18 protein-coding genes and 1 pseudogene are annotated in these 24,362 nt (G+C 71.0%); 7 read left to right on the forward strand and 12 right to left on the reverse strand.

Annotated elements, in window-relative coordinates; translation table 11 throughout:
* Positions 1-141 precede the first annotated feature (141 nt).
* Complete coding sequence (locus OOK38_RS05555) at positions 142-3,183, reverse strand: glycoside hydrolase family 3 N-terminal domain-containing protein (RefSeq protein WP_266763112.1); 3,042 nt, start codon at positions 3,181-3,183, stop codon at positions 142-144.
* A gap of 256 nt (positions 3,184-3,439) precedes the next feature.
* Between OOK38_RS05555 and OOK38_RS05560 the strand changes: the two genes are divergently transcribed.
* Positions 3,440-5,314: a lectin gene (locus OOK38_RS05560; RefSeq protein ID WP_266763110.1), complete on the forward strand. Its 1,875-nt coding sequence runs from the start codon at positions 3,440-3,442 to the stop codon at positions 5,312-5,314.
* Between the two features lie 36 nt (positions 5,315-5,350).
* Positions 5,351-5,839: a hypothetical protein gene (locus OOK38_RS05565; protein ID WP_266763108.1), complete on the forward strand. Its 489-nt coding sequence runs from the start codon at positions 5,351-5,353 to the stop codon at positions 5,837-5,839.
* Positions 5,840-5,846: 7 nt separating this feature from the next.
* Here the strand turns inward: OOK38_RS05565 and cimA are convergent, their stop codons facing one another.
* The 5 genes from cimA to ureA form a co-directional block, all read right to left on the reverse strand.
* On the reverse strand, positions 5,847-7,451 hold the full coding sequence (gene cimA, locus OOK38_RS05570) for a citramalate synthase (protein WP_266763106.1): 1,605 nt from the start codon (positions 7,449-7,451) through the stop codon (positions 5,847-5,849).
* A 482-nt stretch (positions 7,452-7,933) separates the two neighbouring features.
* Positions 7,934-8,524 (reverse strand): TetR/AcrR family transcriptional regulator, encoded by a 591-nt coding sequence (locus tag OOK38_RS05575; protein ID WP_266763104.1) that lies wholly within the window; start codon positions 8,522-8,524, stop codon positions 7,934-7,936.
* A gap of 15 nt (positions 8,525-8,539) precedes the next feature.
* Complete coding sequence (locus OOK38_RS05580) at positions 8,540-9,577, reverse strand: agmatine/peptidylarginine deiminase (protein ID WP_266763102.1); 1,038 nt, start codon at positions 9,575-9,577, stop codon at positions 8,540-8,542.
* A gap of 25 nt (positions 9,578-9,602) precedes the next feature.
* Entirely contained in the window at positions 9,603-11,279 is a 1,677-nt protein-coding gene (locus tag OOK38_RS05585) for an urease subunit alpha (RefSeq protein ID WP_266763100.1), read from the reverse strand.
* Complete coding sequence (gene ureA / locus OOK38_RS05590; protein WP_266763098.1) at positions 11,276-11,992, reverse strand: urease subunit gamma; 717 nt, start codon at positions 11,990-11,992, stop codon at positions 11,276-11,278. The genes OOK38_RS05585 and ureA overlap by 4 nt, the downstream gene beginning before the upstream one ends.
* Positions 11,993-12,157: 165 nt before the next feature.
* On the opposite strand from ureA, the pseudogene OOK38_RS05595 reads away from it, so the two are divergent.
* Positions 12,158-13,304 (forward strand): annotated as a pseudogene (locus tag OOK38_RS05595) (cytosine permease).
* Between the two features lie 97 nt (positions 13,305-13,401).
* On the opposite strand, the gene OOK38_RS05600 reads toward OOK38_RS05595, so the two are convergent.
* Positions 13,402-14,490, reverse strand: a complete 1,089-nt coding sequence (locus tag OOK38_RS05600) for a branched-chain amino acid aminotransferase (RefSeq protein ID WP_266763097.1) — start codon at positions 14,488-14,490, stop codon at positions 13,402-13,404.
* Positions 14,491-14,755: 265 nt separating this feature from the next.
* Positions 14,756-15,799 (reverse strand): 3-isopropylmalate dehydrogenase, encoded by a 1,044-nt coding sequence (locus tag OOK38_RS05605; protein ID WP_266763095.1) that lies wholly within the window; start codon positions 15,797-15,799, stop codon positions 14,756-14,758.
* A gap of 142 nt (positions 15,800-15,941) precedes the next feature.
* Here OOK38_RS05605 and OOK38_RS05610 point away from each other — a divergent pair, with 142 nt between their 5' ends.
* Positions 15,942-17,543 (forward strand): metallophosphoesterase family protein, encoded by a 1,602-nt coding sequence (locus OOK38_RS05610; RefSeq protein WP_266763093.1) that lies wholly within the window; start codon positions 15,942-15,944, stop codon positions 17,541-17,543.
* Positions 17,544-17,639: 96 nt separating this feature from the next.
* Here OOK38_RS05610 and OOK38_RS05615 read toward each other — a convergent pair whose 3' ends face one another.
* Both OOK38_RS05615 and OOK38_RS05620 read right to left on the reverse strand, forming a co-directional pair.
* A complete protein-coding gene (locus tag OOK38_RS05615; protein ID WP_266763092.1) occupies positions 17,640-17,771 on the reverse strand; it encodes a hypothetical protein in 132 nt (43 codons plus the stop codon).
* A gap of 204 nt (positions 17,772-17,975) precedes the next feature.
* Positions 17,976-19,409, reverse strand: coding sequence for an MFS transporter (locus OOK38_RS05620; RefSeq protein WP_266848175.1), 1,434 nt, complete (start codon positions 19,407-19,409; stop codon positions 17,976-17,978).
* 67 nt (positions 19,410-19,476) lie between these two features.
* Here OOK38_RS05620 and OOK38_RS05625 point away from each other — a divergent pair, with 67 nt between their 5' ends.
* Positions 19,477-20,442 (forward strand): LysR family transcriptional regulator, encoded by a 966-nt coding sequence (locus tag OOK38_RS05625; protein ID WP_266763090.1) that lies wholly within the window; start codon positions 19,477-19,479, stop codon positions 20,440-20,442.
* Between the two features lie 198 nt (positions 20,443-20,640).
* Here OOK38_RS05625 and OOK38_RS05630 read toward each other — a convergent pair whose 3' ends face one another.
* Complete coding sequence (locus OOK38_RS05630; RefSeq protein ID WP_266763089.1) at positions 20,641-21,186, reverse strand: GNAT family N-acetyltransferase; 546 nt, start codon at positions 21,184-21,186, stop codon at positions 20,641-20,643.
* A 177-nt stretch (positions 21,187-21,363) separates the two neighbouring features.
* Between OOK38_RS05630 and OOK38_RS05635 the strand changes: the two genes are divergently transcribed.
* A complete protein-coding gene (locus OOK38_RS05635; protein WP_266763087.1) occupies positions 21,364-22,269 on the forward strand; it encodes an alpha/beta fold hydrolase in 906 nt (301 codons plus the stop codon).
* 50 nt (positions 22,270-22,319) lie between these two features.
* The gene (locus tag OOK38_RS05640) at positions 22,320-22,526 is read left to right on the forward strand and encodes a DUF5988 family protein (protein WP_266763085.1); all 207 of its coding nucleotides are present in this window, start codon (positions 22,320-22,322) and stop codon (positions 22,524-22,526) included.
* A 115-nt stretch (positions 22,527-22,641) separates the two neighbouring features.
* Here OOK38_RS05640 and pruA read toward each other — a convergent pair whose 3' ends face one another.
* Entirely contained in the window at positions 22,642-24,273 is a 1,632-nt protein-coding gene (pruA, locus tag OOK38_RS05645) for an L-glutamate gamma-semialdehyde dehydrogenase (RefSeq protein WP_266763083.1), read from the reverse strand.
* Positions 24,274-24,362 lie beyond the last annotated feature (89 nt).

A 24,362-nucleotide genomic window follows, 5' to 3' on the forward strand; every position in this document is an offset into this window, starting at 1 on the left:
CCTCCATCGCAGCATGTGCTGACATCAACCTTCTCCTGGGCCAGGGCGCCGCACCGGCCGCCCCGTGGGGACCGAGGACCGGAACGCGCGCAGGCCGGGGCTGCTGCTCAGCCCGGCCTGCGCTTCACTGTCCCGGGTGCCTCACCCGGCCCGGTACGCCTCCGTCAGCTTGGCCACCGCCTGCGCGTAGTGGCCGGTCAGCAGGAGATGGTCCGCGTCCGCGAAGGGCTTCGCGGCCGCCGCGGTGACCGATGAGCCGATCTTCTGCTGGACGAGCAGACGGGCCTTCGTCACGGCCGTGCGCGCGACCCCGTCGGCGCCGGACCGCTCCGCCGCCGAGGCGACCAGGGCGAGCGTCCGGAGGGTGGCGGTGCCACCGCCCGGTGCCTTCGTGAGCGTCGTCAGACCCCACCCGTACGGGAACTGCGGGTCGTAGGACGCGTCACCGACGTTGATCGGCAGCTGGGACTCCGTCCTGGGCCAGGTGACCGGAAGCTGCCCGGTGAAGGCGCGCCGTCCGTAGAGGACGTCCGCGACGCCGTCGCCCTCCGTGCCCGGCAGCCAGGAGGCGACGAGCGCGTCGACGGCGCCGAGGCGGTCGCCGATGAGCTGCGGACGGCCCGAGACGATCAGCACCGCGCACTTCATGGCCGCGCACACCTTGTCGACGGCCGCCTTGTCGGCCGCGGTCAGCTCCAGGTCGTTGCCGTTGCCGACGTCTCCGACGCCCTCCGCGTACGGGGTCTCGCCGACGACGACCACACCGACGTCGTAGCCGCCGGTCGGGGCGGAGGCGTCCTTCGAGTACGTGACGTCACCGCCGGCCTTGCGCATGCCCTGGAGGATCGTCGTGCCCTGGGTGATGTTCCCGGACGAGCCCTGCCAGGTGATGGTCCAGCCGCCGGTCTGGTTGCCGATGTCGTCGGCGTTGGAACCCGCGACGTACACCTTCTGCGACTTCCTCAGCGGCAGTACGCCGTCCGCGTTCTTCAGCAGGACCTGGGACTCGGCCGCCGCCTGCCGCGCCACGGCCCGGTGCGCGGCCGAGCCGATCTCCGAAGCGCCGCTCGTGTCCGCGTACGGCTTCTCGAAGAGGCCCAGCTTGAACTTCTGCGTGAGGATGCGCGCCACGGCGTCGTCGATCCGCCGCTCGCTGACGCGACCGGCCTTCGCCTCGTCCATGAGCGTGGTGCGGAAGTCCTTGTACGAGTACGGCACCATCATCATGTCCACACCCGCGTTGACCGAGCTGCGGACGTGGGACGCGTAGTCGCCGGGGAGCTGGTCGATGGCGTTCCAGTCACTGATCACGAAGCCGTCGAAGCCCATCCGGCCCTTGAGCACGCCGTTGATCATGTCGGCGCGGGCGTGCATCTTCACCGGGCCCTGGCCGTCGCCGACGATGTCCAGCGAGGAGTAGGACGGCATGACCGAGCCGACGCCGCGGTCGACCGCCGACTGGTACGGGGCCAGGTGCACGGCCTCCAGCTGCTGCCGGGTGACCTTGGTGACGCCCTGGTCGATGGTGTACGAGCCCGTCGTGGACGTGCCGTACCCGGTGCCGCCGTCGCCGACGAAGTGCTTGGCGGTGGCGAGGACCTTGTCGTCGTCCTTCAGGTCCTTGCCGTCGGCGGCGCCCTGGAGACCCCGGACGACCGTCTCCATGGACTCGACGAGCGCCGGGTCCTCGCCGAAGGACTCGTAGGAACGGCCCCAGCGCTCGTCGCGGGTCACGCACAGGCAGGGGGCGAAGTCCCAGGGGATGCCGGTGGCGCGGACCTCGGCGGCGGTCACCGCGCCGGTCCGCTCCGCGATCCGGGGGTCGCGGGTGGCGCCGATGCCGATGTTGTGGGGCATGACCGTGGCGCCGGTGAGGTTGTTGTGGCCGTGCACCGCGTCCACGCCGTAGATCAGCGGGATCTGGAACCGCGTGGCCTGCGACCGGAGTTGGTAGCCGTCGATCATCTTCGCCCAGGCCGCGGCGGTGTTGGGGGTCGGCGTGGAGCCGCCGCCGGAGAGCAGCGAGCCGAGGTCGTAGGTGGCGATGTCGCCGCCCGTGCCGATCGCTCCGCGCTCCGCCTGGGTCATCTGCCCGGCCTTCTCCTCCAGGGACATCCGGGAGACGAGGTCGGCGACCCGCTTCTTCACGGGCAGTTTCGGATCCAGGTACGGGAGTCCGTGGGCGTCGATGACGACCTGCGGGGTCTCGGTGGGGGCCTTGGCGCCGGTCACCGTGAGCTTGAGGGGGATCGTCTCGGCCGCTTCGGCGGACCGGTCGCGCAGGGTCGGGATCGTGATGGTGCGGCTCGTGCCGGACGCCGTGCCCGCGGGGAAGGTGACCTCGCCCTTGACCGGGGTGTAGTCCTTGCCCGGCTCGGCGGAGCCGCCCGCGCTCTCGTAGCCGACGGTCACGGGCTCGTCGATCGGGGCGGCGCCGGTGGTGGCCACGGAGACCTTCACGGCGGCCGCGGAGCCCTCCTTCACCGTGTGGACGGCGGCGTCGGTGGTGACGGAGGCGCGCAGGGACTGGTCGGCCCTGCCGTACAGCTCGACGTCGTCCATGGCGAACCGCCCCTGGACGCCGACCGGGAGGGTGACGGCGTATCCCCACATCTGGTTCAGGCCGAGGACCTGGTCGATGCCGCCGACGGGCTGGTAGTCCGTGCGATAGGCGAAGTCGGTGAAGGGGATCTCGATCTGTTTCCAGCCGGTGAAGTCGTCGGTGAAGGAGGTCGTCCACAGCTCGGAGGCCTCGCCGTTGGCTCCGCCGTCCTTGATCTCGAAGGCGATCTTCTTGGCGTTGTCGCGGCCGTCCCACCAGAAGCGGATGCCCTTGTGAGCGGACCAGTCGTGGGCCGGCTGGTCGGCCGCGTAGTCGTGGGTGAAGCCGCCGTACCCGCTGATGTCGTAGTCACCGGTGAGGACCTTGGCCCCCTCGGGTGCGTCGGTCCGTTCGGTCAGGGCCAGCCGGGGCGGGTCGTCACTGTCGCCGCCCCAGGTGAAGAGGCCCTCGGCGGGCTGGTTCGCGAAGGGCACCTCGCCCTCGAAGCGGTCGACCGGGACGGGTGCGGGATCGTCGGCCGCCGCCGTTCCCGCCGACGCGAGCGGAAGCAGTCCGGCGATCAGCGCGGCACCGGCCAGCAGAGCGGTTCTTCGTACGGAATTCCGATCGAGCCTGGTCATGGGGTCCCCCCTCGACTCTCACGTGACTTCTGACGACTCATGACGTCTTACGACTTAGATCACGGCGTGAGTTAACTGGCGCCCCGGCAACCCGTCAAGACTTCACGTCAGAACCGGTACACACCCAAGTCACGGCCGGATCAGGGCAGTTGTTCCTTCAGCCTGTGAACGCGCAACCCCTTGACGCGGGTCCGTGGCCGTCATTTACTCACGCCTCGCACGCCTCCCACCCCCACCTCCAGAAGGGCGGCGCTCCATGAGGAGATCCACCAGGAGATCCACTCGGGCGGTCCGGCTGATCGTCGCCGGGCTGCTCACCACCGCGGGATTCACGGCGGCGGCGCCTGCGCACGCCGCGGGCGAACAGGTCACCGCCTATCTGACGACGACGGACGACGCCGGCGGACGCCATGTCGTGCGCGGCCTCCAGGCCCAGGCTCCGTTCGCCTTCCAGTCGGGCAGCGGCGGCAGCGGCGAGAACATCACCGTCGACGAGAACACCCGGTACCAGACCTTCACCGGCGGGGGCGCCTCCTTCACCGACACCGCGGCCTGGCTGATGAACAGCAGCGGCGCGCTCTCGCAGAGCACGCGCGACGCGACGATGCGCAAGCTGTTCTCTCCGACCGACGGGATCGGGCTGTCCTTCCTGCGCAATCCGATGGGTGCCTCGGACCTCGCGCGCTTCGGCTACACCTACGACGACGTACCGGCCGGGCAGAGCGACCCGAACCTCACGCGGTTCTCCATCGCGCACGACCTGGCCGACGTGGTGCCGCTGACCAAGCAGGCGCTCCAGCTCAACCCCTCCCTGACGGTGATGGCCTCGCCGTGGACGGCCCCGGCCTGGATGAAGGACAGCGGGCAGCTCAACGGCGGCTGGCTGAAGGCGGAGAACTACGGCGCGTACGCCTCGTACTTCGTGAAGTACCTTCAGGCGTACCGGGATCAGGGCGTCCCCGTCTCGTACGTCACCGCGCAGAACGAGCCGACCTGCTGTTCGGGCTACCCGTCGATGAGCTGGAACGGCTCGGGGCTCGCCTACTTCACCAAGAGCGAGCTGCTGCCCAAGCTCCAGGCGGCCGGCCTGTCCACCAAGGTGCTCGCCCACGACTGGAACTGGGACGTGTACGACTCCTACGCCGCGCAGACCGTCGACGACGCGGCGGTCCGCTCGCACCCGAACTTCGGCGGGATCGCCTGGCACGGGTACGGCGGCGACATCGCCAAGCAGACGAGCGTGCACAACCAGTACCCGGGCCTCGACGCCTTCGGAACCGAGCACTCCGGCGGCACCTGGATCGCCGACCAGCAGCGCGAGGACATGCTCAACATCGTCGACTACACCCGGAACTGGGCGAAGTCGGTGACCAAGTGGTCGCTCGCCGTGGACCAGAACCGGGGACCGCACAACGGCGGCTGCGGAACCTGCTCGGGGCTCATCACCGTGCACAACGGAGACGGGGCGAGCGGGACCGTGGACTACACGGTCGAGTACTACACGATGGGCCATCTGACGAAATTCGTCCGGCCCGGGGCGCAGCGGATCGCCTCCACGGCGTCGTCGGCCGTCCCGAACGTCGCCTGGCGCAACCCGGACGGGTCGAAGGCGCTGATCGCCTACAACGGCGGGTCGGCCGCGAAGTCGGTCACGATCAACTGGGGCTCCCAGCACGCCACTTACTCGCTGCCGGGCAAGACGTCGGCGACGTTCACCTGGTCCGGGACCCAGTCGGGCGGCGGCGGCCAGTCGGGCGCGTTCGTCGGTCTGGCGGGCAAGTGCCTTGACGTGGCGGGCGGTTCGAGCGCCAACGGCGCGGCGGTGCAGCTCTACGACTGCAACGGGTCGGCCGCGCAGGCCTGGTCGGTGCAGGCGGACGGATCAGTGCGCTCGCTCGGGAAGTGCCTCGATGTCACGTCGGGGTCGACGGCCGACGGCGCGAAGGTGCAGTTGTACGACTGCAATGGAACCGCCGCACAACGGTGGTCGTACAACTCCGCCACCGGTGATGTGGTGAATACGGTGGCCGGCAAGTGCCTGGACGTCACGGACAACTCGTCGGCGAACGGTGCGCGGGCACAGATCTGGTCGTGCACGGGGGCTGCCAACCAGAAGTGGCACTTGCAGTAGGGCGGGTCGTGTCCCGCCCTCGACCGGGGGCGGGACATGAAACGTGCCGTAGTGGCGGTTGTGGGTGTGGTGGCCGGGTGTCTGCTGCTCGGCGGGTGCGGGCCGGAGATACGGCCGCTGGCCGCCGTACGCCTGGATACGGAAGGGGCACCGCGGGCGGTCCTGCGGCCCTGCGGTGACGACCTGATCCGGGGGCTCTCGCTCGTCGGGGCGCCGGCCGGCACGGACTCCGGCCGGAACCGTTCCGGCTGGAAGGTGCCGGGCAAGCGGCACGGCACCGGCGCCGAGTTCCCGCTCTTCTCACCGCCGTCCGCGTGGCGGGCCCGCGCCTCGGGACAGCAGCGGCTGGTGCCGGACTACACGTACCGACTCGGCTTCGGGAAAGCCGAGTTCAACTACGAGTACACCGGCACCGTCACCTTCCGCGCGGCGGACCTCGCCGCGCTGAAGCCCGGCCAGGTGTGGGCCGACGGCCGGGCGATGAGCCTCGGCGAGTTCGAGAGGCTCGCCGAGGACTCCTGCTGAGGCGGACCTACGCGGCCGGTTCGACGCCCGCGCGCAGCAGCCCGAAGGTGTAGGCGTCCTCCAGTGCCTGCCAGGACGCGGCGATGACGTTCTCCGCCACGCCGACCGTGGACCACTCCCCCGTGCCGTCCGAGGTGGAGATGAGGACGCGGGTGGTGGAGGACGTGCCGTGCTTGCCCTCCAGGATGCGGACCTTGTAGTCGACCAGCTCCAGCTTGGCGAGCTGGGGGTAGATCGTCTCCAGGGCCACCCGCAGAGCGCGGTCGAGGGCGTTGACCGGGCCGTTGCCCTCGGCGGTGGCGACGATGCGCTCGCCCTTGGCGAAGAGCTTGACCGTGGCCTCGTTGGCGTGGCTGCCGTCGGGGCGGTCCTCGACGATGGCCCGCCAGGACTCGACCTCGAAGTACGTACGGGCCTTGCCCTCGGCCTCGGCGCGCAGCAGGAGTTCGAAGCTCGCGTCGGCGGCCTCGTACGTGTAGCCCTTCAGCTCACGCTCCTTGACCCGCTCGACGACGCGGCCGACGAGTTCGCGGTCGTCGCTGATGTCGACGCCCAGTTCCTTGCCCTTGAGCTCGATCGAGGCCCGGCCCGCCATGTCGGAGACCAGCATCCGCATGGTGTTGCCGACCTGCTCGGGGTCGATGTGCTGGTACAGGTCCGGGTCGACCTTGATCGCCGAGGCGTGCAGACCCGCCTTGTGGGCGAAGGCCGACACTCCCACGTACGGCTGATGGGTGGAGGGCGTGAGGTTGACGACCTCCGCGATCGCGTGCGAGATCCTGGTCATCTCCCGCAGCGCGCCCTCGGGGAGCACCTTCTTGCCGTACTTCAGCTCCAGGGCGGCGACGACGGGGAACAGGTTGGAGTTGCCGACCCGCTCGCCGTAGCCGTTGGCCGTGCACTGGACGTGGGTGGCGCCCGCGTCGACCGCCGCCAGGGTGTTGGCGACGGCGCAGCCCGTGTCGTCCTGGGCGTGGATGCCGAGCCGGGCGCCGGTGTCCGCTAGGACGGTGGCGACCACGGCCTGGACCTGTGCCGGGAGCATGCCCCCGTTGGTGTCGCACAGGACCACGACGTCGGCGCCGGCCTCCGCGGCGGCGCTGACGACCGCCTTGGCGTACCCGGGGTTCGCGCGGTAGCCGTCGAAGAAGTGCTCGCAGTCGACGAAGACGCGGCGGCCCTGGGAGCGCAGGTAGGAGACGGTGTCGCGGACCATCTCCAGGTTCTCGTCGAGCGTGGTGCGCAGGGCGAGCTCGACGTGCCGGTCGTGGGACTTGGCGACCAGGGTGATCACCGCGGCCCCCGAGTCCAGGAGTGCCTTGACCTGCGGGTCCTCCGAGGCCTTGCCACCGGCGCGGCGGGTCGCTCCGAAGGCCACGAGCTGGGCGTGCTTGAAGTCGATCTCCTGCCGGGCGCGGGCGAAGAACTCGGTGTCGCGGGGGTTGGCGCCGGGCCACCCTCCCTCGATGAAGCCCACCCCGAAGTCGTCCAGGTGCCGCGTGATGGCCAGCTTGTCCGCCACGGTGAGGTTGATGCCCTCGCGCTGCGCGCCGTCGCGCAGCGTCGTGTCGAAGACGTGGAAAGCATCGTCGAGCTCGCTGGTATCCGTCATGGTCTCAAGGCTCCTGTATTGAATCTCGGTCTACCGGAATGACCGGCTCCACCGTCCTCCAATGATCCCTCGCGCTGCGCTCCCGGCTGAAGGTGGGCCAGAAATGCGAAAAACCCCTCGCGGGTGCGAGAGGTCTGCGCGCGGGTCGAGAACGACGGTGTCCGCCCGTACCTGGTCGTACGTGGCGGTCACTGCGGACCGGCGCGCCTGCTGCCAATAATCGTGGCGAACGAGAGCACGGGGGCAGTCTGGCACATACCGCCCCCGTGCTCACGGGGTGTCTCAGGATGCGAGCACTGGGCTACGTGGTCAGCGCGGATGTACGACGAACACGTCCGCGACCCCGTCGGTGCCGCCGGGCAGCGGATGCCGGGCGGTGGAGGAGAGGACGACGGCACGGCCGTACCGGGCCGTCGCGCCCGGCACGGCACTCGCCCCCGCCGAGCTGCCCAGGCGTCCGGCCGGCTGTCCCCGAACGCCGTTCAGCCCAGCGACGCGTCGAGGAACTCTCTTACGTGGGAGAGGACTTGGTCGCGGCCGGTGCCCCGGAGGCCGATCGCCACATGGATGGAGAAGCCGTCGAGCAGGGCGCGCAGCCGGGCGCCGAAGCGGTCCGGGTCGACGGCGCGGAACTCGCCGCGCGAGACGCCCTCGGCCAGCAGTGCGACGAGATCCCGGTGCCAGGCGCCCTCGATGGCGACCTGCCGTTCCCGGGCGTCGTCGTCCGCGTTCTGCGAGCGGTTCCAGACCTCCAGCCAGAGCGTCCAGTGCGGGTCGCGGTGGCCGTCGGGGACGTACAGGTCGACGTAGGCGTCGAGCCGCTCGCGGGCCGTTCCGCGCGCGGCGAGCAGCCGGCCGCGCTCGGCGCCGAGGCGGCCCTCGCTCCACTCCAGGGTGCGCAGCAGCAGCTCGTCCTTGGAGCGGAAGTAGTAGAGGAGATGGCCGCTGCTCATGCCGACCTCACGGCCGAGTGCCGCCATGGTGAGCTTCTCCAGACCGCGCTCGGCGATCATCTCCATGGCGACGGCGAGGACCTCCTCGCGCGGTGGCGCGTTCTTCCGCGCACCGGCCATCCGTGACTCCCGTTTTCAGACCTTCGGCTGCTGCTGGGTGATGCAGTGGATGCCACCGCCGCCCGCGAAGATCGTACGTGCGTCCACCAGCGTCACGGTCCGCTCGGGAAAGAGCCGGCGGAAGATGCCCGCCGCGATCTCGTCGCGCGGATCGTCGAAGCCGCACAGGACGACGCCGCCGTTGCAGAGGTAGTGGTTGATGTAGGAGTAGTCGGCCCAGTGGCCGTCGGCCTCCAGGGCCGTCGGGGCCGGGACCTCGACGACCTCGATGCGGCGGCCGCGGGCGTCGGTCTGCGCCTTGAGCAGCCCGATGACCTCTCGGCCGACCTCGTGGTCGGGGTGCGCCGGGTCCTGCTGGGAGTGCGCGACGATCACGCCGGGCCGGGCGAACGCGGCGACGATGTCGACATGGCCGAGCGTGCCGAATCCGTACGGGGGGTAGTCGCCGGTGAGGCCGCGCGGCAGCCAGATCGCCTTGCTGGTGCCGAGCTGGGCGTGGATCTCCGTCTCGACCTGCTCGCGGGTCCAGCCGGGGTTGCGCTCCGGGCCGAGCTGCACGGTCTCGGTGAGCAGCACGGTGCCCTCGCCGTCGACGTGGATCGCGCCGCCCTCGTTGACCAGCCGTGAGGCGTACGTCTTCGCCCCTGCGAGGTCCGCGACCTCGCGGCCGATCTTCGCGTCGTGCTCCCAGCGGGCCCAGGCCTGGGCACCCCAGCCGTTGAACGTCCAGTCAACGGCGGCGAGTTGGCCCCGTCCGTCGGTCAGGAAGGTGGGACCGATGTCGCGCATCCAGGCGTCGTCGAGTGCCCGCTCGACGGTGTCGATGCCGGGGCCGAGGAGTTCGGCGGCTGGCGCGGACTGGCCCGGGCCGCACACCACGGTGACCGGTTCGAAGCGGCGGACCGCGCGGGCCACCGCCGCCCAGGCCGCGCGCGACTCGGCGAGGTCCTCCGGGTTGTCGAAGGTGGGGTTGGGGCCCGGCCACGCCATCCAGGTGCGCTCGTGCGGGGTCCATTCGGCCGGCATGCGGAAGCCGTCGGAGGCAGCAGACATGGGTGATCCTTACGGGCTGTGTCGATTACAAGAAGTACAGGCGGTTGAGGGAGACCGAGTCGGCCGGCCCGGAGCGCAGCGGGTCGCCGTCGAGCGTGACCAGGCCGGTGCGCTGGTCCACGTCGACCGCTCCGGTACGGGAGTTGAGGCGCAGGTCGGCGGGGCCGATGCCGCGGGTGCCGCGAACCGCCACACGGCGGCGGCGCGTCGGCATGGTGTCGTTGCCCTGGTCGAGCGCCGCCTGTGCCACGAAGGCCACCGAGATCTCGGCGGGGGTCGCGCCGTGCGCCCCGAACTGCGGCCCGAGGACCAGAGGTTCGCAGGTGTCGGTGGCGGCGTTCGGGTCGCCGACGACGCCGTACGCCGGGAAGCCGGACTTCAGCACGAGCTGCGGTTTGGCGCCGAAGTACTCGGGGCGCCACAGCACGATGTCGGCGAGCTTGCCGGTCTCGATGGAGCCGACCTCGTGGGCGAGGCCGTGGGCGATGGCCGGGTTGATGGTCAGCTTGGCCATGTAGCGCAGCACGCGTTCGTTGTCGTGGTCCTCGGGCGCGCCGAACTGGGCCTTCATCTTCCCGGCCATGGCGAAGGTGCGGCGCACCGTCTCGCCGGCGCGGCCCATGCCCTGCGCGTCCGAGGAGGTGATGCCGATCGCGCCCAGGTCGTGCAGCACGTCCTCGGCGCCCATGGTCCCGGCGCGGATACGGTCGCGGGCCATGGCGGCGTCGCCGGGCAGATCGGTCTTCAGGTCGTGGACGGAGACGATCATGCCGTAGTGCTCGGCGACCGCGTCCCGGCCGAAGGGCAGGGTCGGGTTGGTGGACGAGCCGATGACGTTCGGGACGCCCGCCATCTTCAGGACGTTGGGCACGTGTCCGCCGCCGCAGCCCTCGATGTGGAAGGCGTGGATGGTGCGGCCTTCGAGCACCCTGAGCGTGTCCTCGACGGACAGGCATTCGTTCAACCCGTCGCTGTGCAGGGCGACTTGGACGTCGTGCTCCTCGGCGACGCGCAGCGCGGTGTCGAGTGCGCGGGTGTGGGCGCCCATGTCCTCGTGGACCTTGAAGCCGCTCGCGCCGCCCTCGGCGAGCGCCTCGATCAGCGGTGCGCCGTCGGAGGACGAACCCCGGCCCAGGAAGCCGATGTTGACCGGCCAGGCGTCGAAGGCGCCGAAGGCGTGCCGCAGCGCCCAGGGCGAGTTGACGCCGACGCCCCACACCGGCCCGAACTCCTGGCCGATGACCGTCGTCACGCCGGAGGCCAGTGAGGCCTCCATGATGCGCGGCGAGAGCAGGTGGACGTGGGTGTCGACGGCTCCGGCGGTGGCGATGAGGCCCTCGCCGGAGACGATGGACGTGCCGGTGCCGACCACGACGTCGACGCCGTCGAGGGTGTCGGGGTTGCCGGCCCGCCCGATCGAGCAGATCCGGCCCTCGCGGATGCCGATGGACACCTTGCGGATGCCCTGGACGGCGTCGATCACCACCACGTTGCTGATGACGACGTCGCAGGTGTCCCGGACGGCGGCGGCCTTGAGGTGCAGTCCGTCGCGGGCGGTCTTGCCGAATCCGGCGAGGAACTCGTCGCCGGGGAGCTGGGCGTCGGACTCGACACGGATGGTCAGCCCGGAGTCGCCGAGCCGGAGCCGGTCGCCGGCCCGGGGGCCGTGGGTGGCGGCGTAGGCGTGCGGGTCGACGCTCATCGGCCGGCTCCTTCGGCTCCGGGGTGTCCGTCGGCGCCTTCGGCTCCGAGGTATCCGCAGGCGGCGGCCCTGCGCAGGGCCTCTTCCTTGGCTCCTGGCGCGTCCAGGGGTCCGTCGACCAGACCGGCGAAGCCGATCGCGATCCGTTCGCCCCCGATCGGCACGAATCCGACCTCGGCGCTCTCGCCGGGACCGAAGCGGACGGAGGACCCCGCGGGCACGGCGAGCCGCATCCCGTAGGCGGCGGCACGGTCGAAGTCGAGCCGCGGGTTGGCCTCGAAGAAGTGGAAGTGGGAGGTGACGGAGACGGGCACGGCCGCGGTGTTGGTGACCGTCAGCCGCAGAACCGCGGCGGGCTCGGTGTGCGCGGGCGCCGGCAGCAGCGCGCCCGGGGCGCGGTCGCCGAGTCCGCCGCCGATGGGGCCGGAGACGACGGCGAGCCGGGAGCCGTCGTCGAAGACGGCCTCGACGTGCACCTCGGTGACGACGTCCGCGACGCCGGGCAGGACGTCGTCGGGGCCCAGGACGGACCGGGCGGCCTCGATGGCCTCCGCCAGCCGCCTGCCGTCGCGGGCGGCCTCGCAGACCGTGTCCGCGATCAGGGCCGTGGCCTCCGGCACGTTGAGCCGCAATCCGCGCGCCTTGCGGGCCCGGGCCAGCTCGGCGGCCGAGAACAGCAGCAGCCGGTCACGCTCCGTGGGGGTCAGTCTCACGCCACGACACCTCCTCGCCTTCCTCCATTTAGAGCATCACTCTAAACGCCGGATTCATGGATGGGAAACATTGACGGGCAACCGTTGGAGACGCCACATTGAACGTCGCTCTAACTCCTGGTGCTTCCCGCACCATTCCCAGGCGGCCGTCAAAGAAGACCAGCCATGCCGATCGAACAGCGCGGAGTCGACACCATCCCCGACGGGGAACGCACCAGCGGACCGCGCAACCTGGTGTCGATCCTGCTCGGCTCCAACCTGTGCCTCGGAGTGATCATCTTCGGCTGGCTGCCGCCCTCCTTCGGACTCGACTGGTGGTCCTCGGTCAGCGCGATCGTGGCAGGCACGGTCGTCGGCACCGCGCTCACCGCGCCGCTGGCCCTGGTGTCACTGCGGACGGGCACGAACCTCTCCACCTCCTCCGGCGCGCAGTTCGGCGTACGGGGACGGCTGGCCGGCTCGGTCGTCGGCCTGCTTCTCGCGCTCGGCTACACCGCGCTGACCGTGTGGATCGGCGGCGACGTGATGGTGAGCGTCCTCGGCCGCCTCTTCGGTCTGGAGGCGAGCGGACTGTCGTACGCCGTCGTGTACGCACTGCTGGCCGCCGCCACCGTCGCGGGCGCCGTCTACGGCTACCGCGTGCTGCTCGCCATGTCCCGCGCCCTCGCGGTCGGCATGACGGCCCTGCTGGTGGTCGGCGTGATCGCGTACGCCCCGCACTTCACCACCGCGGCGCTCCCGGAGGCAGGCGGCCATCTGCCTCGACCTCGACGCGATCCTGCCCCGCGCCTCGCGCGCCCGCGCCACCTGCGCGGTCGCCGTCGTCGCCATGCTCTGCGTCTTCGTCGGCCTCCCCCGAGCTCTCGGCTTCGCTCGAACAGGGAGGTACTGAGGTACCCCCACCGCCTGGAACGCCCAGTCCGCGATGACGTCCTTCGTCCTGCTGCTGACCGCGATCGGCACCCCGTGGGCGGTCATCACCCTGATCGGCTTCGTCCGCTGCCGCGGCGTCTACGACCCCGACGCCCTCCAGGTCTTCAACCGCCGCTCCCGCGGCGGCGTCTACTGGTACCGGGCGGGCTGGAACCTCCGGGCCACGGCGGCCTGGGCCCTGGGCGCCCTCGTCGGCCTCCTGGCCGTCTCGCTGCCGTCGTACGAGGGGCCGCTGCTGTCCCTGACGGGCGGGGTGGACTGCAGTTTCATCCTGTCCGGGCGGGTCGGAGGCATCGTGTATCTGGCGCTCTCACCCGAGCGGGTGTCCCACCGGGTCGAGACCGGGCAGGAACCCGCTCACGCCGAAAGCGGGGTCTGAGGTCGCCGAACCAGATGGCCCGCTCGTCGTACGCGGCGAAGAACGGCCGGTCCCCGCACGCCGGTTGGCGAGCGGGGACCGGTCACGCGTCGGTGTACTAGCCCAGCGGGTGCATCCAGCCGTGCTTGTCCTCGGTGATGCCGCGCTGGATGTCGAGCAGGGCCTCACGGAGGCGGAGGGTGACCTTGCCGGGCTCGCCGCCGGACTGGTGCCACTCGGTGCCGGCGCGCTTGACGTTGCCCACGGGGGTGATGACGGCGGCGGTGCCGCAGGCGAAGACCTCGGTGAGGGTGCCGTTCTCCGCGTCGGTCTGCCACTGGTCGATGGAGACGCGGCCCTCCTCGGCGGTGTAGCCGAGGTCGCGGGCGACGGTCAGCAGGGAGTCACGGGTGACGCCCTCCAGGATGGAGCCGGTGAGGGACGGGGTGACGATCCTGTCGCCGTACACGAAGTACAGGTTCATGCCGCCGAGTTCCTCGATCCACTTGTGCTCGACCGCGTCGAGGTAGCAGACCTGGTCGCAGCCCTTGGCGGCGGCCTCCTTCTGGGCGAGGAGCGAGGCGGCGTAGTTGCCGCCCGTCTTCGCGTCGCCCATGCCACCGGGAACGGCGCGCACGCGGTCCTCGGAGAGCCAGATCGAGACCGGCTTCACGCCACCCGCGAAGTAGGCACCGGCGGGCGAGGCGATGACGAGGAAGAGGTACTCGTTGGCGGGCTTCACGCCGAGGCCGACCTCGGTCGCGATCATGAACGGGCGCAGGTAGAGGGACTCCTCGCCGCCGTGCGCCGGGACCCAGTCGCGGTCCTGGCGGACCAGCGCGTCACAGGCCTCGATGAAGGTCTCCACCGGCAGCTCCGGCATGCCGAGCCGGCGGGCGGAGGCCTGGAAGCGCTTGGCGTTCTTGTCGGGCCGGAAGGTGGCGACGGTGCCGTCGGGCCGGCGGTAGGCCTTGAGCCCCTCGAAGATCTCCTGCGCGTAGTGCAGGGTCATGTTCGCCGGGTCGAGGGAGAGCGGGCCGTACGGAACGAGCTGGCCGTCGTGCCAGCCGCGGCCCTCCGTCCACTTGATGGTCACCATGTGATCGGTGAAGTGCCGGCCGAACCCGGGGTTGACCAGGATCGCCTCGCGCTCGGCGGCGGAGAGCGGGCTGGCGGACGGCTTGAGCTCGATCGTGGGCTGCGTCATGAGTGGTTTTGTCCTTCACCGGTTGTGTGTGACGGGCCGCGCTCACGCCCGCACTGCCAGTGGCCAGTGATAGGACGTCCGAGCATTCCCTCATTCCGCGGCTCCGCGTTCGATTATCGCGCGCGGAGGACCGTGGACGAAACGGTGTGAATACGGCCCAGGGGATTGCCCAGGAGTTGATGGTGGCACCCGGCGAGGGCATAGCAAAGCCGCCGGGTGCGGAAGCGACCCGGCGGCTGCTACGGAACGTAGACGGAGCGGCGGGTCAGCCGGCTACTCGCAGGGCCAGCGCGTCGCCGATTTCATCGGTGCTGCGGGCGGGCTTGCCGACCCGCTCGGCGAGATCGGCGGACACGGCGTCCTCGATGCGGGCGGCCTCGGCCTCGTAGCCGAGGTGACGCAGCAGAAGGGCGACGGACAGGACGGTGGCGCTGGGGTCGGCCTTGCCCTGGCCCGCGATGTCGGGCGCCGAGCCGTGCACGGGCTCGAACATCGAGGGGAACTCGCCGCTCGGGTTGATGTTGCCGGAGGCGGCGACGCCGATGCCGCCGGAGACGGCCGCGGCGAGGTCGGTGATGATGTCGCCGAAGAGGTTGTCGGTGACGATCACGTCGAAGCGCTCGGGCTGCGTGACGAGGTAGATCGTCGCCGCGTCCACGTGGACGTAGTCGGTGGTGACCTCGGGGAACTCCTCGGCCACCTTGTTGAAGACGTTCGTCCACAGGTGGCCCGCGAAGGTCAGCACGTTGTTCTTGTGGACCAGCGTCAGCTTCTTGCGCGGACGGGCCTGCGCACGGGCGAAGGCGTCACGGACGACACGCTCGACACCGAACGCCGTGTTGACGGAGACCTCGGTGGCGACCTCGTGCGGGGTGCCCTTGCGGATGGTGCCGCCGTTGCCGGTGTACGGACCCTCGGTGCCCTCACGGACCACCACGAAGTCGATCTCGGGCTGGCCCGCGAGCGGGGTCTCGACACCCGGAAGGAGCTTCGAGGGACGCAGGTTGACGTGGTGGTCGAAGGCGAAGCGGAGCTTGAGCAGGAAGCCGCGCTCCAGAACGCCCGACGGGACCGAGGGGTCACCGATCGCACCGAGCAGGATGGCGTCGTGCGGCTTCAGGGCGTCGAGGTCGGCGTCGGTGAGGGTCTCACCGGTGGCGTGGTAGCGCCGGGCGCCGAAGTCGAACTCCTTGGTCTCCAGCTTCACGTCCTGTGGAAGGACGGCGGAGAGGACTTTGAGCCCCTGGGCCACGACTTCCTGGCCGATGCCGTCACCGGGGATCACTGCGAGATCGATGCTGCGAGACATGACGGCACCGTACTCCTCGTCCCATGGGATGACACGCTATGTCCGCCATCCGGACAGGTCGGTGCCGGAGAACCCCTACCCTTCGGCCCATGTTCACTCGTACGTACGACGGCTGTCGGCGCACGCTGGGAACTTTCCAGACATGACCGCTGCCTCCAGGGGGACTCCCCCCGGACTCCCCGTCCCCGACGTCGGCATTCCGCACGAGCTCGCACGCGACATGAGCATGGCCGAGCAGTACGACTACCTGCGGACGAAGCTCACACGGCGCCGCGCGCTCGTGGCGGCGAGCGCGTTCGCGGGCGGCGGGCTGCTGACCGGCTGCGCCTCGGGCGCCGAGGCCCCCGCACGGACGGCGGCCGGCTCGTCGCCGCACCCGGCCACCGGCCGGGTGTCCGGCTCCGCCGTCACGCCGTTCGGCCGCCACCTCGCCTTCGGCGCGGATCCGAAGACCCAGATGCGGATCTCCTGGCAGGTGCCGTTCGCGGTCAGGAAGCCGTTCATCCGGGTGGGCCCGACGCCCTGGTCGCTGAGCCGCAGGATCGAGGCCGAGGTCCGCCACCTGCGCACACCGGGAATCGCCGGACAGCGGATGGCGCTGGACCAGTACTACGTGCACGCGGCCCTCGACCGGCTGCGCCCCGGGACGACGTACTACTACGGCGTCGGCCACGAGGGCTTCGACCCGGCGAGCAAGGCGCGGCACTCCACGATCGGCCACTTCCGCACGGCGCCGGCGCACCCCGAGAAGTTCGTGTTCACCGCCTTCGGCGACCAGGGCGTCACGCCCGACGCGCTCGCCAACGACAAGGTGCTCCTCGGCCGCGGCCCGGCCTTCCACCTGCACGCGGGCGACATCTGCTACGCGGACGGGACCGGGCACGGCGAGGACTCGGACATCTACGACCCGGGGGCCTGGGACCTGTTCCTCAGGCAGACCGAGACGGTCGCGAAGTCGGTGCCGTGGATGGTGACGACCGGCAACCACGACATGGAGGCCTGGTACTCGCCGAACGGCTACGGCGGCCAGTCCGCGCGCTGGACGCTACCCGGCAACGGCTTCGACTCCGAGCACGCGCCGGGCGTCTACTCCTTCGTCTACGGCAACGTCGGCGTCGTCGCCCTGGACGCCAACGACGTGTCGTACGAGATCCCCGCCAACAAGGGCTACTCGGGCGGCAGGCAGACGGCCTGGCTCGACAAGCGGCTCGGGGAGCTGCGCGGGCAGGTCGACTTCATCGTCGTCTTCTTCCACCACTGCGCCTACTCGACGTCGACGCACGCCTCCGACGGCGGTGTGCGCGACGCCTGGGTGCCGCTGTTCGCCAAGCACCAGGTGGACCTGGTGATCAACGGACACAACCATGTGTACGAGCGTACCGACGCCATCAAGGGCGGCAGGGTGGGCAAGCAGGTGCCGGTGGGCGCCTCTACCGATCCGACCCGGGACGGGATCGTGTACGTCACGGCGGGCGGGGCGGGCAAGAGCCTCTACCGGTTCCCCACCGGGGTCAGGGACAGCTTCGAGGGGAAGGTCACGCGCCGCGAGTCCATCGAGACCTTCCACTGGACGAAGTCGCAGCGGCAGAAGGCGGACACCGTGGAGTGGTCGCGGGTGCGGTACACCGGCTTCTCCTTCCTCTCGGTGGAGGCGGAGGCCGGCTCCTCACCCCGGCTCAAGGTGTCGGCGCTGGCCCAGAGCGGCGAGCGCATCGACCACTTCGAGGTGCGGCGCGGGAGCTGAGCACGGCGCGGCTCAGCACTTCGAGGTGCGGCGCGGGGCGTGGCCCCGCGCCGCACCCCTGCGGGTGCGGCTCCCGGTCAGAAGAGGCGCCGGGCCTCAGTGGCCCGTCGCGCCGCCGTTGTCCCTGCGGTCCAGGGCACGCTGGAGCGCCGCGGCGGCGTTCTTGCGGTCGGACTCGCTGTTCGTACGGGAGAGGTGACGGACTCGGCGGACGGTCGTCTCGGCCATGATGAATCGACTCCTTGCCTCCGGCGGAGCCCACACGGGCGGCCGGAAGTGCGGTGAGGGATTTACGAGACGCCGGAAGGGGCGGGGAGCGGTGCCGCAGGGGTTGCCTGCCAGGGGCTCCGGCTCACGACCGCCATTCGCTTGGTCGAGCGAGACGTTCGGCTCCTACAAAACTAGGCGAGGACCGGGCATCTGTCTCCACAATTACTCGGACTTCCTACTATCTGAGACGGCGGATCGCGTCACACCGCTCCGACCAGGGACGACGGTCCGGACGGCATCACCCGCCCCGGGGTGCAGCCGCAGGGCTCCCACCGTCGGCAGCAGGCACAGCGCGCCCAGCACCACGAACGCGACGGCGTACGCCGACCGCGCTCCGCCGGTCAGGGCCTCGCCCCCGCGCAGCGCGACCGTGGCGATCGCGATCCCGAGCCCCGCGGCCAGTTGGTGCGAGGTCGCGAAGAGGGCGTTCGCGTCGCGCAGCCGCTCCTCCCCCGTCTCGCTGAACGCGATCGTCGCGTAGCCGCTGAGTCCGACCGAACGGGCGACACCGCCGGCGGCCACGACGATCGCGATCACCGCGACCGGCGTCGACGCCGTGAACAGCGCGCAGCCCGCGGTGGTGACCGCGAGCCCCAGGGTGGAGACGACCAGCAGCGGCCGGAATCCGAACCGGTTGATCAGATACGTCGTCGCCGGCTTGATGCCGATGTTGCCCGCGAAGACGAACAGGACCACGGCACCCGACTTCACCGCGCTCCACCCGAAGGTCTCCTGGAAGAGCAGGGGCAGCAGGAAGGGGAGAGCCGAGACGACCGCCATGTAGAGGGAGCCGTCGAGCGCCGCGGCCCGGAAGGACGGGACGTCCAGGGTGCGCAGGTTGACCAGCGGATGCGCGGTGCGCAGCAGATGGCGTACGGCCGCCGCCAGGGCCACGACCGCGACGGCACCGGTCACGGCCGTCTCCGCCGGGCCGCTCCGGTCCCCGGACACCAGATGCGCGGTCCAGGTCAGGGCGGCGAGACCGACGCAGGTGAGCAGCATGCCGGGCACATCGAGCGGCGGCGCCCCGCCCGGCGTGCCCGGCGCGATGAGCCGGCGGGCGACGAGCAGGGCGACCACCCCGAGCGGCACGTTCAGGAGGAAGATCCAGTGCCAGGAGGCGTACGTGGTGATCACGCCGCCGAGCAGCGGCGCGACGACCGGGGCGGCGAGGCCCGGCCACACGATGTAGGCGACCGCGCGCGGGAGGTCCCGCTTGGCGATCCCGGCGACCACGACGAGCCGGCCGACCGGCACCATCATCGCGCCGCCCGCGCCCTGGAGGACCCGGGTCACGACGAGGACGCCGAGGCCGGGCGCGAGGGCGCAGGCCAGCGAGGCGAGGGTGAAGACCGTGATCGCGGCGAGGAGGACGCGGCGTGGACCGAACCGGGCGGTGAGCCAGCCGGAGAGGGGGACGAGGACGGCGAGGGTGACGAGGTAGGCCGTCACGACCAGGCCGACCGAGGCGGGTGTGGTGTGCAGGTCGGCGGCTATCTGCGGGGCGGCGGTCGACACGATCGTGCCGTCCAGCATCTCCATGAAGAAGCAGCCCGCGACCAGGAGCGCGGTGCCGCGCTGACGCGAATCCATCATGGGTCCAGGTTCGGGGCGGACCATTACTGCACACAAGGTCCGATTGCTTCACGTAGCATTGCGTCCCATGCAGCATTCACGGTCCCCCGCACGGGACGGGGCGTCCCCCCTCCCGGACATGAACCTGCTCCCCGCTCTCGACGCCCTTCTGCGCGCGGGCGGCGTCGCGGGCGCCGCGGCCGAACTGAGCGTGTCCCCCTCGGCGATGAGCCGCACCCTGGGCCGGCTGCGCCGGGTCGTCGGCGACCCGCTCCTCGTCCCGTCGGGCCGGGGCCTGACCCTCACGCCCCGCGCGCGGGAGATGCAGCCCGGGGTGCAGGCGGCGCTCGCGGCCGCCGTGGCCGCCCTCCACCCGCCCCGCGACATCGAACTTGCCTCCCTGCGAAGGGAGTTCAGGATCCGCACGAACGACGGGGTCGCGATGTCCCTGGGCTCTCCGCTGCTGGAGCTGGCGGCGCGGGAGGCACCCGGCGTGCGACTGCGGCTGTTGCCGGAGGGCGACGAGGACCCGGCGGACCTGCGCACCCATGTCGACCTGGACGTCGGCGAGTTGCCGGAGGAACTGCCGCACGACGTGCGCAGCGCCGCCCTCCGGGTGCACCGGTACATGGCCGTCGCGCGCGCCGACGCCCCCTTCGCGCACGGCCCGTTGACCGCCGCCCGCTTCGCCGCGCTGCCCCACATCACGGTCACCCGGCGCGGCCGCACGCACAGCGTGGTGGACGAACGTCTCGCCGAACTCGGCCTGAGCCGTGACGTCCTGGCCACCGCCCCCACCTACGGCGCGGCCTGCTTCTTCGCCCTGCGCACCGACGCACTGGCCCTGGTCCCCTCGGAGGTCGCGACCGAGGCGTGCCGGGCGATGCCGCTCGTGACCCTGGAGATTCCGCTGGACCTGCCGGAGGTGGTGTCGGCGCAGGCGTGGCACGTGCGACTGGACACCGATCCGGCGCACCGGTGGCTCCGCGGGGCACTCACCCGCGTGGCCGGGGAGTTCGGCCCCGCCGTGGACGCGGCCCCCGCGACCGGCTGACCGCTGCGCGGCCGACCCAGCGCGGCCGACCCAGCGCGGCCGACCCAGCGCGGCCGACCCAGCGCGGCCGACCCAGCGCGGCCGAGCTAGCGCGGCCGACTTGGCTCGGCCGCCTACCGCGCCGCCGGCTTACCGCGCCGCCGGCCTACCCCGGTCGACCGACCGGTACGGCGGGCGCTCCGCCGGCACCCGTTCCGGTCAGAGCACGTCGCCGTCCCGCCAGTCGAAGACCAGCCCGTACGCCGGGTCGAGGGGACCCACGGCCGCGCCGGGACGGACGAAGGTGGTTCCCTCCTCCTCGGGCAGGCGGCGGACGGCACCGTCCGGCGCCAGGACACAGACCTGGCCCGGCCAGAGCCGCCAGCCCCGGACCGTGTACAGGGCGGCCCCCTCCTCGCTCGCGGAGAGCGCGCCGAGCCCGTAGGCACTCTCGATGATCCGTTCCAGTTCCGCCATCACGCGCCCGCCGAGCCCCGTGCGCCGCACGTCCGCGCGAACGCCGACCGCCTCCACGTATCCGACGCGCAGTGAGCGGCCGCGGTGCAGGACGCGCCGCTGGATCACCGAGCCGTGCGCCGCGAGGCCCCGGCCGTCATGGACCAGGACGTGCATGCCGCCGAGTCCGTGGTCCCAGTCCTCGTCCCTGAAGTCCCCGTCGAAGGCGTCCTCCAACAGGGCACGGGCGGCGCGGAGTTCGGCGGGGGCGAGGTCCGCGGTGTGGGCGATCCGCAGTCGGGTGGCCATCCGGCCAGTATTCACACGGGAGACAGGAATCCCAGCCCTCTCACCGCGCCGACCCGGGGCGGCGGCGACCACACACGGGCGGCATCTAACCTTTAAAAACCCATTGACTGGTTAGATCCGTGCATGGTGAACTGCTCTCACCACCAAAGATGCTTTCAGGGGTTAGGGGATCCGATCATGAGCAGCCACCCGGTCCACCACCGCACCACCACCGTCCGCGGCCACCGGATCGCCTACCGCGAGGCCGGCCCCGCGGACGCGCCCGTCCTGCTCCTGCTGCACGGCTTCCCGAGCAGCTCGCACATGTTCCGGGACCTGCTGCCGCTGCTCGCCGACCGCTACCACCTGGTCGCCCCCGACCATCTCGGCTTCGGCCGCTCGGCCGCCCCGGCGGCCACCGACTTCCCCTACTCCTTCGACCGGCTGGCCGAGATCACCGAAGAGTTCACCGAGCAGCTCGGCCTCAAGGAGTACGCGCTCTACATCCAGGACTACGGCGCCCCGATCGGCCTGCGCCTCGCGCTCGCGCACCCCGAGCGGGTGACCGCGATCATCACGCAGAACGGCAACGCGTACGAGGAGGGGCTGGGCGCCGAGGCCTGGGCTCCGGTGCTGGCGCTGATCGCGGAGCGCACACCCGAGACGGAGGCGCCGGTCCGGGCCATCAGCAGCCCCGACGGCATCCAGTGGCAGTACCTGACCGGCGTGCCGGACCCGACGCTGGTCAGCCCCGACGCCTACGAGCACGACGCGGCTCTGATGGCCCGCCCCGGCCAGCCGGAGATCCAGCTCGACCTGATCTCCGACTACGGCTCCAACTTCGCGCTCTACCCGGCCTTCCAGGAGTACTTCCGCACCAGCCGGGTCCCGCTCCTGGCGGTCTGGGGCAGTCACGACGAGATCTTCGTCCCGGAGGGCGCCCTCGCCTTCCGCCGCGACCTCCCGGACGCGGAGATCCATCTGCTCCCCACGGGCCACTTCGCCCTGGAGACGCACGCGGCACAGATCGCGGCCCTCGTCAGGGGCTTCCTCGGCCGGAGGGCAACGGCCGACGACCGGCAGTCGGGTCACCCGCACGACTGATCCTCGGCCGGGCATGCCACATCGGGCCCGGCAGAGGGAACGGTGACGGCATGAGCGACACGACGAAAGCACTGCTCGAGGGCGGCCCGGACGACCTGTCCGAACGGATCGTCCCCGCCCCGGACCCCGGATCGGACGTGAAGATCGAGCTGCGCGGTGGATACGAACACTTCAGGCCGACCCCACGTCACGCGGACTCGCCGGAGGGCCGGCTGCCCGTGTACGAGTGGTGGGAGCGGACGGAGTTGCCCGGATAGCTCCGCGGGGCCCGGAATGGGAACCGCCCCCGCTCCACGGACGGGGGAGACCGTGGGGCGGGGGCGGAGTGGGTGACGGGCGGCCGGCCCGGGGGCCGACGGCCGCGTTGGGCTGTCAGCCCATGTGCGGGTAGCCGTAGTCGGTCGGCGGAACCAGCGTCTCCTTGATGGCGCGGGTCAGCGTCCAGCGCATCAGGTTCTGCGGGGCGCCCGCCTTGTCGTTGGTGCCGGAGGCACGGCCGCCGCCGAAGGGCTGCTGGCCGACGACGGCGCCGGTCGACTTGTCGTTGATGTAGAAGTTGCCCGCCGCGTAGCGGAGCTTCTCCATCGTGTACGCGGCCGCCGCGCGGTCGCCGGAGATGACCGCGCCGGTGAGCGCGTAGTCGGACGCCGACTCCATCTGGGTCAGCATCTCGTCGTACTTGTCGTCCTCGTAGACGTGCACGGCGAGGAAGGGACCGAAGTACTCGGTCGTGAAGACCTCGTTCTCCGGGTCCGAGCACTCGACGACGGTCGGGCGCACGAAGTAGCCGACGGAGTCGTCGTACGAGCCGCCCGCGACGATCGTGCAGGTCGGGTCGGTCTTCGCGCGGTCGATGGCCGCCTTGTTCTTGGCGAAGGACCGCTCGTCGATGACCGCGCCCATGAAGTTCGACAGGTCGGTGACGTCACCCATGGTCAGGTAGTCGACCTCGGCCGCGAAGTCCTCCTTGAAACCGGAGTTCCAGATGGAGGCCGGGATGTAGGCGCGGGAGCTCGCCGAGCACTTCTGGCCCTGGTACTCGAAGGAACCGCGGGTCAGGGCGGTCTTGAGGACCGCGCGGTCGGCCGACGGGTGGGCGACCACGAAGTCCTTGCCGCCGGTCTCGCCGACCAGACGCGGGTAGGAGCGGTACTTCTCGATGTTGTTGCCGACCGTCTTCCACAGGTACTGGAAGGTCTTGGTCGAGCCGGTGAAGTGGATGCCGGCGAGGTCGCGGTGCTCCAGGGCGACCTTGGAGACCTCGATGCCGTCGCCGGTGACGAGGTTGATGACGCCCTTGGGCAGGCCCGCCTCCTCCAGGAGCTGCATCAGCAGCACGGCGGCGTGGGTCTGCGTCGGGGACGGCTTCCAGACGACGACGTTGCCCATGAGCGCCGGAGCGGTGGGCAGGTTGCCCGCGATCGCGGTGAAGTTGAAGGGCGTGATCGCGTAGACGAAGCCCTCCAGCGGACGGTGGTCCATGCGGTTCCACACGCCCGGGGAGTTCGCCGGCGGCTGCTCGGCGAGGATCTGGCGGGCGTAGTGGACGTTGAAGCGCCAGAAGTCGACGAGCTCGCAGGGGGTGTCGATCTCGGCCTGCTGGGCGGTCTTCGACTGGCCGAGCATGGTGGAGGCGGCCAGCGTCTCGCGCCAGGGACCGGCCAGCAGCTCGGCGGCACGCAGGATGATCGCCGCTCGGTCGTCGAAGGCCATCGCGCGCCAGGCGGGAGCGGCGGCGAGGGCCGCGTCGACGGCGTCCTGGGCGTCCTGCTGCGTGGCGTTGGCGTAGGTGCCGATGCGCGCCTTGTGGTTGTGCGGCTGCACGACGTCGATTCGGTCACCGCCGCCCATGCGCCGCTCGCCGCCGATGGTCATCGGCAGGTCGATCGGGTTCTCGGCCAGCTCCTTGAGCTTGGCCTCGAGGCGGACGCGCTCGGCCGAGCCGGGGGCGTAGCCGTGCACCGGCTCGTTGACGGGGGTGGGGACCTGGGTCACAGCGTCCATTTTTTCCGTAACTCCTTGAGTCGAGCGGGTGGTTCGGTCTCAGCCCTTGGTGAGGATCGAGCGGGCGCTGTGCCTGCCCGGGGGACAAC

It is taken from the genome of Streptomyces sp. NBC_00568 (assembly GCF_026341855.1).
GTDB lineage: Bacteria > Actinomycetota > Actinomycetes > Streptomycetales > Streptomycetaceae > Streptomyces.